General features: G+C 72.0%; 16 protein-coding genes. 13 read left to right on the forward strand and 3 right to left on the reverse strand.

The window, feature by feature from the left end:
* Positions 1-118 precede the first annotated feature (118 nt).
* Both BLQ91_RS09350 and BLQ91_RS09355 read left to right on the forward strand, forming a co-directional pair.
* Positions 119-1,042: a hypothetical protein gene (locus tag BLQ91_RS09350; protein ID WP_090096335.1), complete on the forward strand. Its 924-nt coding sequence runs from the start codon at positions 119-121 to the stop codon at positions 1,040-1,042.
* A 75-nt stretch (positions 1,043-1,117) separates the two neighbouring features.
* A complete protein-coding gene (locus BLQ91_RS09355; protein ID WP_090096336.1) occupies positions 1,118-1,564 on the forward strand; it encodes a hypothetical protein in 447 nt (148 codons plus the stop codon).
* Between the two features lie 42 nt (positions 1,565-1,606).
* Here BLQ91_RS09355 and BLQ91_RS09360 read toward each other — a convergent pair whose 3' ends face one another.
* Both BLQ91_RS09360 and BLQ91_RS09365 read right to left on the reverse strand, forming a co-directional pair.
* Complete coding sequence (locus BLQ91_RS09360) at positions 1,607-1,975, reverse strand: HNH endonuclease (RefSeq protein WP_218130201.1); 369 nt, start codon at positions 1,973-1,975, stop codon at positions 1,607-1,609.
* Positions 1,959-2,888 carry a LysR family transcriptional regulator gene (locus tag BLQ91_RS09365; RefSeq protein WP_176959640.1) on the reverse strand — a complete coding sequence of 310 codons (930 nt, stop codon included), beginning with the start codon at positions 2,886-2,888 and terminating at the stop codon, positions 1,959-1,961. The genes BLQ91_RS09360 and BLQ91_RS09365 overlap by 17 nt, the downstream gene beginning before the upstream one ends.
* A gap of 70 nt (positions 2,889-2,958) precedes the next feature.
* Here BLQ91_RS09365 and BLQ91_RS09370 point away from each other — a divergent pair, with 70 nt between their 5' ends.
* Genes BLQ91_RS09370 through BLQ91_RS09385 form a run of 4 tightly spaced genes read left to right on the forward strand, consistent with a single transcriptional unit; the run spans position 2,959 to position 7,398 of the window.
* Positions 2,959-3,981 (forward strand): TDT family transporter, encoded by a 1,023-nt coding sequence (locus BLQ91_RS09370; protein ID WP_245733301.1) that lies wholly within the window; start codon positions 2,959-2,961, stop codon positions 3,979-3,981.
* A 46-nt stretch (positions 3,982-4,027) separates the two neighbouring features.
* On the forward strand, positions 4,028-5,635 hold the full coding sequence (locus BLQ91_RS09375) for a hypothetical protein (RefSeq protein WP_090096337.1): 1,608 nt from the start codon (positions 4,028-4,030) through the stop codon (positions 5,633-5,635).
* Between the two features lie 45 nt (positions 5,636-5,680).
* Positions 5,681-6,265 (forward strand): TetR/AcrR family transcriptional regulator, encoded by a 585-nt coding sequence (locus tag BLQ91_RS09380; protein WP_218130202.1) that lies wholly within the window; start codon positions 5,681-5,683, stop codon positions 6,263-6,265.
* Positions 6,262-7,398, forward strand: a complete 1,137-nt coding sequence (locus BLQ91_RS09385) for a GDSL-type esterase/lipase family protein (RefSeq protein ID WP_090096339.1) — start codon at positions 6,262-6,264, stop codon at positions 7,396-7,398. Before BLQ91_RS09380 ends, BLQ91_RS09385 begins: the two co-directional genes overlap by 4 nt.
* A 55-nt stretch (positions 7,399-7,453) precedes the next feature.
* Here BLQ91_RS09385 and BLQ91_RS09390 read toward each other — a convergent pair whose 3' ends face one another.
* Entirely contained in the window at positions 7,454-7,804 is a 351-nt protein-coding gene (locus BLQ91_RS09390) for an ATP-binding protein (RefSeq protein ID WP_176959641.1), read from the reverse strand.
* Between the two features lie 194 nt (positions 7,805-7,998).
* Here BLQ91_RS09390 and BLQ91_RS09395 point away from each other — a divergent pair, with 194 nt between their 5' ends.
* Genes BLQ91_RS09395 through BLQ91_RS09425 form a run of 7 tightly spaced genes read left to right on the forward strand, consistent with a single transcriptional unit; the run spans position 7,999 to position 14,319 of the window.
* A complete protein-coding gene (locus BLQ91_RS09395) occupies positions 7,999-8,850 on the forward strand; it encodes an STAS domain-containing protein (RefSeq protein ID WP_218130203.1) in 852 nt (283 codons plus the stop codon).
* The gene (locus BLQ91_RS09400) at positions 8,850-9,212 is read left to right on the forward strand and encodes an STAS domain-containing protein (protein ID WP_090096342.1); all 363 of its coding nucleotides are present in this window, start codon (positions 8,850-8,852) and stop codon (positions 9,210-9,212) included. Before BLQ91_RS09395 ends, BLQ91_RS09400 begins: the two co-directional genes overlap by 1 nt.
* The gene (locus BLQ91_RS09405; protein WP_090096343.1) at positions 9,212-9,625 is read left to right on the forward strand and encodes an ATP-binding protein; all 414 of its coding nucleotides are present in this window, start codon (positions 9,212-9,214) and stop codon (positions 9,623-9,625) included. Before BLQ91_RS09400 ends, BLQ91_RS09405 begins: the two co-directional genes overlap by 1 nt.
* Complete coding sequence (locus tag BLQ91_RS09410; protein ID WP_090096344.1) at positions 9,622-10,650, forward strand: ATP-binding SpoIIE family protein phosphatase; 1,029 nt, start codon at positions 9,622-9,624, stop codon at positions 10,648-10,650. Before BLQ91_RS09405 ends, BLQ91_RS09410 begins: the two co-directional genes overlap by 4 nt.
* A complete protein-coding gene (locus BLQ91_RS09415) occupies positions 10,647-12,374 on the forward strand; it encodes an ATP-binding response regulator (RefSeq protein WP_090096345.1) in 1,728 nt (575 codons plus the stop codon). The genes BLQ91_RS09410 and BLQ91_RS09415 overlap by 4 nt, the downstream gene beginning before the upstream one ends.
* On the forward strand, positions 12,371-13,939 hold the full coding sequence (locus BLQ91_RS09420; protein ID WP_090096346.1) for a SpoIIE family protein phosphatase: 1,569 nt from the start codon (positions 12,371-12,373) through the stop codon (positions 13,937-13,939). Before BLQ91_RS09415 ends, BLQ91_RS09420 begins: the two co-directional genes overlap by 4 nt.
* The gene (locus BLQ91_RS09425) at positions 13,936-14,319 is read left to right on the forward strand and encodes an ATP-binding protein (RefSeq protein ID WP_090096347.1); all 384 of its coding nucleotides are present in this window, start codon (positions 13,936-13,938) and stop codon (positions 14,317-14,319) included. The genes BLQ91_RS09420 and BLQ91_RS09425 overlap by 4 nt, the downstream gene beginning before the upstream one ends.
* Positions 14,320-14,345: the final 26 nt, after the last annotated feature.

Raw genomic sequence — 14,345 nt, forward strand, 5'->3', positions numbered from 1 at the left:
GCCGCCCTGTCGACCTGTGATCGCGGTCTCACGGCGAACTCGGCTGAACCGTTTCCGCGCCGCGCACGTGACAGGGGTGAACAGGTTGGTGCAAGTCCACTCGGGAATGAGAAAAACAATGCTTCGCAAGCAAGTGGGGATCGCTGCTGCCCTTTTCGCGATCGGTGCCGTCACGTTGACGGCGTGCGGACAGGGTGCCACGCAGACCGGAAACGCCGCTCCCGCAACAGAACAGGCGCAGGTCGGGGAAACGTCGCAGGCGCCGGCCGACGAGTCCGGAGTGGACTTCCTCCGCGGATCCGCGAACTCCAACAACGCCGACAAGACCACGGGCGACCGCGCGCCGGAGTCGGCGCCCGCCGAGGTGAAGCAGAAGTGGGTGGAGCTGCGCGTCGGCAACGCCGGTGGTCTCGAACCCGCTGTGGTGAACGGGAAGGGCCTGTCCGTCTACTGGTTCAGCGACGACCCGGTGAAGGGCGGGGTGTCCAACTGCAACGGTGACTGCGCCAAGACCTGGCCTCCCGTCACGGTCACCAAGGGCACGAAGCTCTTCTTCCCCGGCATCAAGCGCGAGAACATCGGGTTCGTCAAGCGCCAGGACGGCCAGACGCAGGTGACGATCGGCGGCCGCCCGGTCTACCTGTTCTCCAAGGACAAGAAGGCCGGTGACGTCCTCGGCCAGAACGTCGGGAACAAGTGGTTCGTGATCAACCCCGAGGGCGGGCGCGCCGTCGCCCCCGCCGAGGCGCCGACGACCCAGCCCGCGCCGACGACGTCGGGCGCCAAGCCCGCCACGTCCGTGACCTTCTTCACCGGCAAGAACTTCGACGATTTCAGCGGCGACAACTTCGCCACCGGCGTGAAGCCCGAGGCGAAGTGCGCGGACCTGCGCGGCGCCTTCCGGTCGCTGTCGCCGTCCGGTGCGGTGAAGATCTGGTCCGAGCCGGGCTGCAAGGGCAAGTCCGCCGTGGTGAGCGAGGACGTCCGCGACGCGGCCGAGCTCGGCTTCGCGAACGGTGTCCGGTCCTACATCCTCCCCTGACCTGATCGGGTGAACGACCCCGGCCGCCGGAGCACTCCGGCTCTGGCGGCCCCTCCGCCTCGCTACGCTCCAGGCATGCGCTACTCCGCCATTGCGCTGGCTTTCCTGCTGGCCGGGTGCGGTACCGGGACCTCGTCCCTGCCCACGATCACCCCGGCCCCCGCCTCCTCGGCCGGCTCACCGCTGCCGGACCTGCAGCCCCGGCTCGACGCGATCGGTGTCCTGCTCACGGACTGCGCCGCCCGCCTGCGCGGCGAACCGGTCGACCCCGCCGACAACTGCACCCACGTCATGCCCGACGTGACAGGCGTGGTCGCGGAGGTCGAGAAGCAGTCCTCCAAGCTCCCGCCCGCGGGCCAGGCCGCCCTCGCCGAGGTCCGCACCCAGCTCGCCGCCATCACGCCCTGCGAGCCGTGGTTCGCGGCCGGTGGCACGAGTGCGGACAGGGAGCTCGACGCCCGCTGCAAGAAGGCCTGGGACGCGCTGTTCCGGGGGTACAGCGCCGTGCGGAACACGGCCTGACCGCGACTCCACTGTGGACAGGGCGGTCGGGGCCGGTGTCCGTCAGGGCGCCGGGTCGACCGGCGTGAAGCGGCTCGTGAGCTCGGCCGAGATCTCGTAGTGGCGCACCAGGAACGCGCGCTCGTCGAGCTTCTTGCGCCGCAGCCAGCCCGTCACCTCGGCGTTGCACTTGCTGGCATTGCAGGAGCCGCACGCGGGCACGACGTTCGCGAGCGTGTAGCGGCCTCCGCGCGAGAGCGCCTGCACGCAGTCCTTCTGCAGCGAGGTGGCGGGGGCGCCGCAATAGGCGCAGCCGCCCCACGACGTCTTGAGGGCGTCCCACTGCGCGTCGGTGAGGTCGTTGACGACGCCCGCCATGCGCTTCTTGCGCTTGCGCGCGGCACGAACCTGTTTGCTACCGCCGGTCGGCACGATCGGTGAGACTACGCGTCGCGATGGCCAGGAGGTCGGCGGCGGGGCCCCGGGGTGTCCTGCCCGCCGGCCACACCGCCCGCAGCGCGCGGTGCAGGTTCACGCCGGCCACCTCGACGCGCACGAGCGTGCGGGCGGCGACGTCGGTGGCGACGGTGTGCAGGCTCAGCACGGCCGGGCCGATGCCGCCGATCGCGGCCGCCTTGATGGCCGTGGTCGACGACATCTCCAGCAGCGGACCGGCGGACTCGCCCACGCCCGCGGCCGTCAGGGCGTGCTCCCACGCCTGGCGCGTGCCCGAACCGGGCTCCCTGACGACCAGCGGGGTCGCGGCGGCCTTCCCGGCCGTGACGCGGCGGCGCCGGGACCAGGGGTGGCCGGGAGCGACGACGAGCACCAGTTCGTCGTGGGCGACGACACGGGTGGCCAAGCCCGCCGGCACGTCGGTGCTCTCGATGAAACCGAGGTCCGCGCGGTCGGCCAGCACCTGCTCGGCCACGTGCACCGAGTTGCCCGCGGACAGCACGGTCGCCGTGTCCGGGCTGACGGCCCGCAGCGCGATGAGCCACGCGGGCAGCAGGTACTCGGCGACGGTGAGGCTCGCGGCGACGCGGAGGTGGCTCTGCCGGTCCGCGCGCAGGCTGGTGATGCCGGCGTCGAGGTCGGCCGCCCGCTCGAGCACCTGCGCCGCCCACCCGGCGACGAGCTGGCCCTCCGTGGTGAGCCGGGCACCGCGTGGGGTGCGGTCGAGCAACGGCACGCCGACGCGGGACTCGAGCGTCCTGAGCCGCTCGCTGGCGCTGGGCTGCGACATGCCGTGGGCGCGGGCCGCCCGCCCGATGCTGCCCAGCTCCGCCACGCTCAGCAGCAGGTCGAAACCGGTCAGGTCGGCGACCCTGGACGGCAGAGGCATAGGGGCAGCCTATGTGCACATCGGTGATCGCCGCCTACCGGAGCCGGTGCGGCGGGAGGATCGTCATGTCGTGACCGCTCTCGCACCTCAACCACACCGTGCCCCCGAGGTGCGACGAGCGGCGCCCTTCGGCCCGAACCTCTTCGCCTCCGTGATGGGGACCGGGATCGTCGCCACGGCCGGTGCCTCGATGCCCGGCCTGCGCGCCGCCGCCACGTACGTCTGGGCGCTCGACGCCGCGCTGCTGGTCTTCCTCGTGGCCGCCGCCGCGAGGCGCTGGACGTGGTCCGCGGTCCGGGCGCAGCTCGCCGACCCCGTGATGGCGCAGTTCTGGGGCGCGCCACCGATGGCGCTGATGACCGTCGGCACCGGCGCGTTGCTGCTCGGCGGGGATTGGATCGGGCTGCCCGCGGCCCTGGCCGTCGACTGGGCACTGTGGACGGTCGGCAGCCTGCTCGGCCTCGCGACGTCGGTGCTGGTCCCGCTTCGGATGATCGGCAGCGGCGAGCGCGCGTCCGGCGGCTGGCTGATGCCCGTCGTGCCGCCGATGGTGTCCGCGGCGTCCGGCGCCCTGCTCGCCGGGCACCTGCCGGAAGGACCGCTGCGGCAGGGCCTGGTCCTCTGCTGCTACGCCCTGTTCGGCGTCAGCCTCTTCGCGACGGTCGTGATCGTGCCGCAGATCTGGCAGCAGCTCGTCCGGCACGGGCCGGGAGCTGCCGCCACCGTGCCGACGCTGTGGATCGTGCTCGGCCCGCTCGGCCAGTCGATCACCGCCGCGAACCTGCTCGCCGGCGTGCCCGTGCTCCCCGGCCAGACCGCGTTCGGCGTCCTGTACGGCACGATCACGTGGGGCTTCGCGTTGCTGTGGACGGCACTCGCGGCGGCCGTGACCGTCCGGACGGCGCGGCGCGGCCTGCCGTTCGCGTTGACGTGGTGGAGCTTCGTCTTCCCGCTCGGCACTCTCGTGACCGGGACGAGCGCGCTCGCGACGCGCGTGCCGTCGCCGATGTTCACCGGTGTCGCCGTTGTGCTGTACGGAGTGCTGGTGCTCGCATGGGCCACTGTGGCCGTTCGCACGCTGGTGCGGCGTTAGGGATGCCCTAGACTGCCCCGAAAGCTCTGGGGGGATCGCAGTGGGTGTGGACGTCGACAGCTGGGGCCTGCGGGACCACTACGCCGCGGAAGAGGACCCGAACGTCCGGTACGTCATCATTCTCGTTGAAGGCCAACGGCTTCCGCACGCCGTCGTGCGACTGGCCGGCACGGTGGAGGAAGCCTTCGGCCACGAGCTGCGGTGGGAACCGTCGGACCTGTTGAGCCGCGTGGAGTCCGAGCCGTCGTGGACGGCACGTGACGCGAACGTCGGCTACGCCAACGGCTTCCTCGTCGAGATGATCCGCGTGCTCCGTGCGCGCAGGCACGAGTCGGAGCTGGCGGACTACAAGTACTACGCGAGCTTCAAGCACGCCCTCGGCGTGCTGGACCTCGGCAACGCCGACCGGCTGATCCGCCGCCCCGAGGGCAGCGTCGAGGAGGAGTACGCCGGCCACGGGACGTGGGAGCGGTCCGACAAGCTCCACCGCGTCGACTTCGGCCACGACCCGGACGACGAGTACGTCGCGATCAGCGAGTCCGAGGCCCTTCGGCTCAAGGAGCTGATCGACGACAGGTGGGACCGCGGTTGCAGCCACCACGTCGTGCTCGTGGACGGGAACCCGGTCGCCGTCGTCGTCAAGGTGCGCGCCAGCCCGGACGACGAACTGGCCTGCACCGGCGAGGCGGAGCCCCAGCCGTCCCGGCTGCTCGACCAGGCGACGCGGGAGCCGCGGATGAACGCCGTCGAGGTCACCATGCGGAAGGCCGTCGAGGTGATGGCTGTGCTCACCCAGCGCCGCCGCCTGCGCGACCAGGCCACCCTGACCGGTGGCTTCGCGCTGTTCGACAGCCTGACCGACGTCCTCGACCCGGACGCGGCCACCGAGGTGGTGCCCGCGCGCGAGGACCGGCAGCGGATCTTCGCGCCCCTGAGCCCCCGGGAGGCCGAGCAGGTCAGCCTGCGCCTGCACGTGCGGGAGGCCCGCCGCACCGCCGAACCGGTCGGCGGCCACCACCACTTCGCCGTCTTCTCGCGACTCCAGGACGTCGTCGACCCCGTCGTCGCGTCCTCGGTGATCCGCGTGGACCCGCACGGCCACTGGGAGATGTACCTGCGTGGGGGAGTGTGGCTGCGCACCCCGAAGCCGTCGAGGCTCATCACCCTGCCGCTGGCCGGGTCCGGCCTCGACCGCGTCACGCGCGCGCTCGACGACCTGCGGCCCCGCTACTTCGAGGCCCGCGGGCCGCAGGGCCGGGTAGCGCTGCTCCGCCTGGCCGGGAGCACCGAGGAGTCCGCGCGCGACCTCCGGTGGGAGCCGTCGGCGTTGCTGTCGCGCTGGCAGGACGAACCGGACCGGGTCATCACCGAGTACGACGAAGAGGCGATGACCCTGGCGAGGTACCACCGGGCGAGCAGCGAGAGGGCCGAGCGGCACCGCGGCGACGCTTGCGGGTACTTCGCGGTCTTCGCCGACTTCGCGGCCGCGCTGGACTTCCGGCGCGCCGAGACGGTGGTGCGGCGCAGGGACGACGTCGACGAACGGCACGTCGAGCGAGGCCGGTGGGTCCAGACGGACCTGTTGTCCCGCAACCCGAGCGTCCCGTACCTCGCCGTGGGCGAAGCCGAGCTGGAACGGTTGGGCCAGAACTGATCTACGACCAGTAGGGCGCAACCTAAAGGGTATAGGCTAGGTCGCATGCGCCAAGCCCTGACCGCACCGGCTGTGATCGCCGAAGCAGCCACCCTGGCCGACGAGCAGGGCTTCCAGGCCGTGACCCTCTCGGCCGTGGCACGACGCCTGGGCGTGCAAGCCCCCAGCCTCTACACCCACGTCCAGGACCTGGAAGCCCTCAAAGACGGCGTCACCGCACGAGCACTGGCCGAACTGTCCGCCGGGATCAGCGAGGCGATAGCCGGAAGATCCGGCAGACACGCCCTCCAGGCCTTCGCCGACACCCACCGCGGCTACGCGCGGGCGTTCCCGGGCCGCTGGCAGTCCCTCCAACGCCGGGCAGGCCGGCCGGTGGTCCGCTCGGACGCGGCCAGGACCCTGGCGGAGCAGGCCGGCGCGGTCCTCAGGGGCTATCCGGTGCCCTCGACCGAGCACGTGCACGCCATCCGCCTGCTGGGCAGCACGATCAACGGCTTCCTGTCCCTGGAGCGCACCGGCGGCTTCGACCACAGCGAGCCGGCGCCGGAGGAGTCCTGGCACAGGACGGTGACAGCCCTCGACGCACTCCTGAACGCCTGGCCCTCCACCCGGGACGAGACGCGACCATGATCACCACCCCGCTGACCGACGAGATCGTGCGAGGCGCCGCCGAGCTGGAGCGGACCAGCCGAGGCGTCCGCCCGCACCGCCTCCCCGCCTGGGTCCGCACCCGTTTCCCGGACCCCCGGCTGCTCGGCGCGGAAAGCCGCCCGGCGGGCGTGCGCCTGGTGTTCGCGACGAAGGCCACCACGATCGAGCTGGACCTCCACACCACCCATGTCTCGTACACGGGCGTCAGCCGCCCACGCGGCTATGTCGACCTGGTCGTGAACGGCGACCGAGTCGCGAGCGACCAGGTCGGCGGCGGGGACCGGGTCGAGATCGACCCGGAGACCGGAGCGACGCGGCTCCACGCGGGCGTCCCGTGCACCACCAGGTTCAGCGACCTCGGCACGGACGAGAAGCACGTCGAGCTCTGGCTGCCGCACAACGAGACCGTGGACCTGCGGGCCCTGCGCACCGACGAACCGGTCGTGCCGCTGACCTCGGCCAGGCGGATCTGGCTGCACCACGGCAGCTCGATCAGCCACGGGTCGAACGCCACGACGCCCACCCGGACCTGGCCCGCCGTCGCGTCCCGCCTGGGTGACGCCGAGCTGCACAGCCTCGGCTTCGGCGGCAGCGCGCTGGTCGACCCGTTCGTCGCCCGCGTGATGCGCGACCGCCCCGCCGACCTGATCAGCGTGAAGCTCGGCATCAACGTGGTGAACTTCGACGTGATGCGGCTGCGGGCGTTCGTGCCGGCGGTGCACGGGTTCCTCGACACGATCCGCGACGGCCACCCGGAGACGCCGCTGGTGCTGATGTCGCCGATCTTCTGCGGCGCCTACGAGGACACGCCCGGTCCCGGCCGGATGGACCTCGACGGCCGGGGCGGGGTGCGCTTCTCCGCGACCGGTCCGCACGGTCCGGCGCCGCAGCTCACCCTGCGGGTCGTCCGCGAGGCCCTGGAGTCGCTCGCCGGGCGCAGGGAGGACCCGAACCTGCACCACCTCGACGGCACCCGGCTCTACGGCGAGCAGGACGCGGCCGAGAACCCGTTGCCGGACGCGCTGCACCCGGACACCGCCGCGCACGAGCTGATCGGCGAGCGCTTCGCCCGCTACGCCTTCGCACCGGGCGGCCCGTTCGCGACCCGGTGAGCGCTACCGCCCGCGTCCGGCACCGCGATCCCGGGCAGCCACGCCGTCCGGAGCGTCACGGGGTCGCGGTGCAGGGCACGACCGCCCACACGGCCTTACCGGTCTCCTGCGGTGTCACGCCCCAGCGCTCGCAGAGCTGGTCGACCAGCACGAGGCCACGGCCCCGCACGGAGTCCGGGGAGGACGGCTGCAGCGCCGGGGGAGTGGCGGAGGCGTCCTCCACCACGACCTCGACGCCGTCCTCCGCGCCGGTGCGGTGCAGCCGCAGGCGCGCGGGGAACCGGCCGTGGTCGTAGACGTTCGACACGAGCTCGGTCACGACCAGCTGCACGTCGAGCAGGTCGTCCTCGTGCAGCGACGGCAGCGAGGTGCGCGCCCACTGGCGGACCACGGCGATGTCAGGCACCTCACTGTCCAACTCCAGCACGTGGGAGGAATCAGGAGGGTCGTCGACGACGGCCAAGAGCGTGCCTTCCTGTCACTGGTGAGCAGGCAGGAGTTACCTCCGGGACGAACCTCCTAAACGTGGTGACCACCTGTGGTGGTTCCCGGGTGCACGGCTACTGTCTGCGGAGAGGTTGACCGTTTGAGGAGGACCGAGTGACTTCGGACGCAGGGCATGCCCCGCGCTTGATCGAGTTGTTGCGGACGAACACCGAGTCCTTGATCGACAAGTGGGTGGACGCCGTGGCCGTCCTGCTGCGGGGACGGTCGACCAAGGCCGAGCTCGAGTCCGACTTCAAGGAGTTCTTCGCGGTGCTGCTGCCCCTGGTCGGCACCGACGGCAGGGACACGAGCAGGCCGGAGTTCGCCGAGATCCGGTCGCTGCTGGAGGAGTACTCGCGCAACCGGGTGCGGTCCGGCTTCACGCCGTCGGAGACCGCGTCGAGCCTCTTCTCGCTCAAGCGCGAGGTCTTCGGCCTGACCGAGGGTGACGAGGACCCGGAGCTCTTCCGCCAGGTGCTGGAGTTCTCCAGCCTTCTCGACGCCCTCGGCCTGCTGACCTTCGAGTTCTACGCGCGGGCGCGCGAGGAGATCATCCGCGAGCAGTCCGAGCAGCTGCTCGAGCTCACCACCCCGGTCGTGAAGATCTGGGAGGGCGTGCTGGCGGTGCCGCTCGTGGGCACGCTCGACTCCGCGCGCACCCAGGTCGTCATGGAGAAGCTGCTCGAGATGCTGGTCGAGACCGGCTCCGAGCACGCGATCATCGACATCACCGGTGTGTTCGCCGTGGACACCCAGGTCGCGCAGCACTTGCTCAAGACCGTCGTCGCGGCACGGCTCATGGGCGCGGAGTGCATCGTGTCCGGCATCCGCCCGCAGATCGCGCAGACGATCGTGGCGCTGGGCATCGAGTTCGGCGACATCGTCACGAAGGCCTCGCTGGCCGACGCCTTGCGGCACGCGCTGCGCCGGGACGGCGTGGACGTCGTGCGCCGCGAGGTCGTGTGATGGAACGCGTCCCGATTCTGAAGATCGGCGGCGTGCTGCTCGTCTCCATCCAGATCGACCTGCAGGACCAGAGCGTGCTGGCGCTGCAGGAGGACCTGGCGGAGAAGATCAGCACGACCGGCGCGCACGGCGTGGTCATCGACATCTCCGCGGTGGAGATCGTCGACTCGTTCATCGGCCGGATGTTCGCCACGATCGCGTCCATCTCGCGGCTGTTCGACGCCGACACCGTCGTGGTGGGAATGCGTCCGGCCGTCGCGATCACGCTCGTGGAACTGGGTCTCACGCTCGGTGGCGTGCGCACGGCGCTGAACCTCGAACGCGGCATGAAGATCCTGGAGCAAGTCCGGCGGGACGCCTGATGCCGCCCCGGTCCGACGGCCCGGAGGAGCTGTCGATCACCGGTGACGACGACGTGGTGCGCGTGCGCCAGCTCGTCCGCACGTACGCGCAGCAGACGAAGCTGTCGCTGGTCGACCAGACGAAGCTGGTCACCGCGGCCAGCGAGCTCGCCCGCAACACGCTGATCTACGGCGGCGGGGGCTTCGCCCGCGTCGAGGAGGTCAACGACGGACGGCGCGCCGGCGTCCGCGCGTCGTTCCACGACGAGGGTCCCGGGATCCCCGACCTCACGCTCGCCCTGGCCGACGGCTGGAGCAGCGGGAGCGGACTCGGCCTCGGGCTGAGCGGCGCCCGCCGCCTGGTCGACCAGTTCGACCTCGACACCGAGGTCGGCCGCGGCACGGTGGTGACGGTGGTCAAGTGGAAGAGATGACCACCGCGACCTGCCTGCCGCTGGTGCGCGACGAGGCCTGGCTGCCGGTCGAGGAGACCGCCCACGTGGGCAGGGTGCGGCGAACGGCCACGGTGCTCGCCGAACGACTCGGGTTCTCCGAGTCGCGCGCCGCCGAGGTCGGTCTCGCGGTCACCGAGATCGGGACGAACCTGCACAAGCACGCCCGGCAGGGCGTCGTGCTGGTCAGGTCGGTGCGCGGTGAGCAGGACGCGGCGGTCGAGGTCCTGGCGGTGGACCGCGGCCCCGGCATCGGCGACCAGGCCCTGGCGTGGCAGGACGGGCACTCCACCGCCGGCACGCTGGGCGTGGGGCTCGGCACGGTGCGCAGGCTCGCGTCGAGCTGCGCCATGACGTCCCGCCTGGGCAAGGGGACGGCGCTGGTCGCGCGGTTCGCGTCCCGGGCCGGGTGGACACCCGAGTGGGGCGTGGAAAGCGCCGCCGGGGTGACCAGGCCGATCAAGAACGAGGACGTGTGCGGTGACGCGTACGCGGTGTGCCGCAGCTCCGACCGGCTGACGCTCATGATGTGCGACGGCTCGGGCCACGGACCGCTGGCCGCCGCGGCGTCCGATGCGGCCGTGCGGTACTTCCAGGCGAACGCGCCCCTGCCGCCGGACCAGATGGTCACGCGGCTGCACGCGGCGTTGCGCGGCACCCGCGGCGGAGCGGTGGCGGTCGCCGACATCGACCTGGTCGCACGGACGGTGCGCTACTGCGGGCTCGGCAACATCGCCGCCGCGGTGCTGGCGGACGGGCGCAAGCACGGCATGATCTCGGTGCCCGGCGTGGCGGGCCACCAGGCGCGCACGATCCGGACGTTCGACTACGCGCTGCCGGACCGCGCGGTGGTGGTCCTGCACTCCGACGGCCTCACCGAACGCTGGGGCGTCGACCACGGCAGCGACCTGGTCAACGACGCGCCTGTGCTGATCGCGGCGACACTGCTGCGGGAGGCCGGTGTCCGCAACGACGACGCCTGCGTGCTCGTGGCCAGACCGGCATGACGACGACCGAGCTGCTGCGCCTGGTGATCGGCGACGAGCGGGACGTGTTCCTGCTGCGTCAGCGCGGTCGCCAGGTCGCGGCCGCCGTCGGGCTCGACGGGCAGAACCAGGTCCGCGTGGCGACCGCGCTGAGCGACATCGGCCGGGAGCTGGTGCGCCAGGACGTGAGCACGACCGCGGTCTTCCGGCTGCGGCGCACCCGTCCCTCCGCGCTGCTCGTCGAACTGTCGTGGCAGGCCGGGGTGACGGCGTCCGGGCCCGGCTGGGACACCGCGACCAGGTTGATGGACGAGCTCGTCGTGACGGCGAGCGGCGCGACCCTGGTGAAGAACGTGCACCAGGTGGCCGCACCGGACGAGGGTCTTCTCCGGGACCTGCGCGAGGACAGCGGCACCAGTGCGCTCGACGAGCTGCGCACCCAGAACCAGGAGCTCCTGGAGACGCTCGAGAACCTGGAGGCGAAGAGCAAGGAGCTCGAACGCCTCAACGACGAGCTCGAGGAGACCAACCGCGGCGTCGTCGCGCTCTACCAGGAGCTGTCCGGCGAGCTGGAGCAGACCAACCAGGGCGTCGTCGCCCTGTACGCGGAGCTGGACGCGAAGTCCGCCGAGCTGCGGGACGCCGCGGCCGCGCGCATCCGGTTCTGGTCCAACATCAGCCACGAGCTGCGCGCGCCGATCAACTCCGTGGTCGGCCTGACCCGGTTGCTCGCCGCTCCCGGCGGCGACCCCCTGACCACCGACCAGCGCCACCACGTCGACCTGATCAACGAGTCCGCGGCGACGTTGCTCGCGCTGGTCAACGAGCTGCTCGACACCGCGAAGGCCGAATCGGGCAGCCTGCAGCCCCGGATGGCGCCCGTCGCGCTCGACTACGTGATCACCCAGCTGCGCTCGGCCGTGCGGCCGATGCTGCGCTCCGGTGACGTGAGCCTGGTCGTGGACGCGATCCCGGAGCTGCCGTCGCTGGTCACCGACGAGACGATGCTCGTGCGGATCCTGCGCAACGTGCTCTCCAACGCGGTCAAGTTCACCAAGCGCGGCGAGATCCGCTTCACCGCGGAGAAGGGACCCGGTCCGGACGAGATCCGGTTCGTGGTCAGCGACACCGGCATCGGCATCCCGCCCGAGGAGCAGGACCGGGTGTTCGAGGAGTTCTACCAGGTGCCGAACGCGTTGCAGGTAGGGGCGAGCGGCACCGGGCTCGGCCTGTCGTACGCGCGCAAGCTCGCCGAGATCCTCGGCGGCGCGCTGGTGCTGAGCAGCACCCCCGGCGTCGGCACCGAGGTCGTGCTGACCCTGCCGACCGCGACGGACGAGTTCGTCCAGCCGGCGCCCGTCGCGTGCGCGCTGATCGCGGACGGCGACGAGAAGGCCCGCGCGCTGCTGCGCGACGCGGTGCGGGACATCGCCTCCGAGGTCGTCGAGGCCGAGGACGGCCGCACCGCCCTGAACCTCGCGAAGGCCCGGCGGCCCGACCTGGTCGTGGTGAGCGCGAGCACGCCCGTGATGAGCGGCAGCGCCGTGCTGTCCGTGCTGCGCCTCGACCCGGACCTGCGGACGGTGCCCGTCGTCGTCGTGTCCGGCGACGATCCCGGTGGTCTCGCCCGCAGCGTGCACAGCCTCGGGGCCGCGCTGGTGCACGAGTCGCGGATCTCCCCCGAAACGGTGGGCCGCGCGATCAGGGACGCCCAGCTCACGGCGCGCAGAACGGAGGGCCGATGAACCCGTCAGCCATGGGGGGCGGACCGGCCAGGGTCCTCGTCGTCGACGACCTGGAGGCGAGCCGGTTCATCGCGTGCAGCTGGTTGCGCCGCAGCGGCCACACGGTCGTGGAGGCGACCACCGCGGCAGAGGCGCTCAGGGCGCTGGGGTCCCAGTCGTTCGACCTGGTCCTGCTGGACGTGCACCTGCCCGACATGAGCGGCTACGACGTCACGGAGAGGATCAAGGCCGACCCGCGCACGAGCTCGATCCCGGTCGTGATGCTCTCCGCGACCTACATCGAACCCGAGGACAAGGTCACCGGCCTGACCAGGGGAGCGGACGCCTACCTCACCGAGCCCGTCGACCCCGGCGAGCTGCTGGCCAACGTCGAGGCCGCGCTGCGCTACCACCGCGCCCGCGCGCTCGCCGAGCACCTCGCCGTCCGGCTCACCCGGCTCACCACGGCGACGTTCGCCATCAACGCCGCGACGACGTTCGAGGGCCTGGCCGAGGCGGCCGCGATCGGGGCGGCGGACGTGCTCGACGCGGAGGCCACGGCCGTCCTGACCAACCCGGACGGCGTCGTCTGCGTCGCGACGGGCGGTGTGCGGCAGCCGGAGGCCCGGTTGCGCCCCGGCAACGCCGACGTCGAGCAGTGGATGTCGTCGCACAACCCCGGCGTCGGCGTCACGGTGGTGGAGGCCGACTCGGTGCCGTGGCACGCGGCGCTCCCGGCCGTGGCGGCGCTGGCCCGCACGAAGCTGCGCAGGCCACCCATCGGCATCGCGGTGCCGCCGTGGGCCGTGATCGGCGACGACGACCGCAACCTGCTGCGCCAGCTCGCCCAGGCGACGGCACTCGCGGCGGAGGGCCTGCTGACGTTCGCCGAGGAGCACTCGCTGGCGCTGACGTTGCAGCGCAGCCTGCTGCCCCGCGAGCTGCCGCACAACGCCGATCTGCCGATGACGGCCCGGTACGTGCCGGCGTCGAGCAACGCCGAGATCGGCGGCGACTTCTACGACGTGATCGAGCTCGACGGCCGCATGCTGATCGCCATCGGCGACGTCTGCGGCCACTCCATCGAGGCCGCGACGGTGATGGCCGAGGTGCGCCACACCCTGCGCGCCTACGCCGTCGAGGGCCACCGCCCCGCCGAGATCCTGCGCCGGGTCGACGCGCTCCTCGAACGCTTCCACCCGACCGGCGGCCTCACCACGATGTGCCTGCTGCTGGTCGACCTGGAGGCGGGCACGATGGCCGTCGCGAACGCGGGCCACGTGCCACCGCTGATCGCCGATGAAGACGGCGCCCGCTACAGCACGGTCAAGGGCCCGCTGCTCGGCATCGGCCTGGACCGCCCCGAGGCCACCGAACTGCCGTTGCCGCGCGGCACCACCGTCCTGCTCACCACCGACGGCCTCGTCGAACGCCCCGGTGTCGACCTGGACGAGGGCATGGAGAGGCTGCGCGCCGCCGTCTCGCACGACGACGACATGGACGACCTCGCCGACCGCCTGCTGGCCGAGCTCGGCCAGGGCAAGCAGGACGACATCGCCCTGCTCGTGCTGCGTCGGCGCGCATGACACCCCCCGTCGTGGACGTGCCGGTGCGGCCGGGCATGTCGATGTCGCGGCTGCGGCACGACCTCACCACCGCCTTGGCCGACGTCGGTGAAGACCACCTCTACGACGTGCAGCTCGTGGTCACCGAGCTCGTGTCGAACGTCCTCGACCACACCCCGGGCACCGGCCACCTGCGCATCGTGCACCACCGCGACCCGTGCGTGGTGGCCGTGGAGGTGGACGACGAGTCGCCGGTCGAGCCGGTGTACGGGCGGTCCCGGCTGGGGGAGCACCGGGGACGGGGGATCATGGTGGTGGACAGCATGTCGCGGCGGTGGGGGTACCGGGCGCGGGCCGGTGGCGGCAAGACGGTGTTCGCGCTGGTGGAGTGCACGGGCTGACCGCGGGGTGCGTCGGCCGGTGGGCG

It is taken from the genome of Lentzea jiangxiensis, assembly GCF_900104175.1.
Lineage (GTDB): Bacteria > Actinomycetota > Actinomycetes > Mycobacteriales > Pseudonocardiaceae > Lentzea > Lentzea jiangxiensis.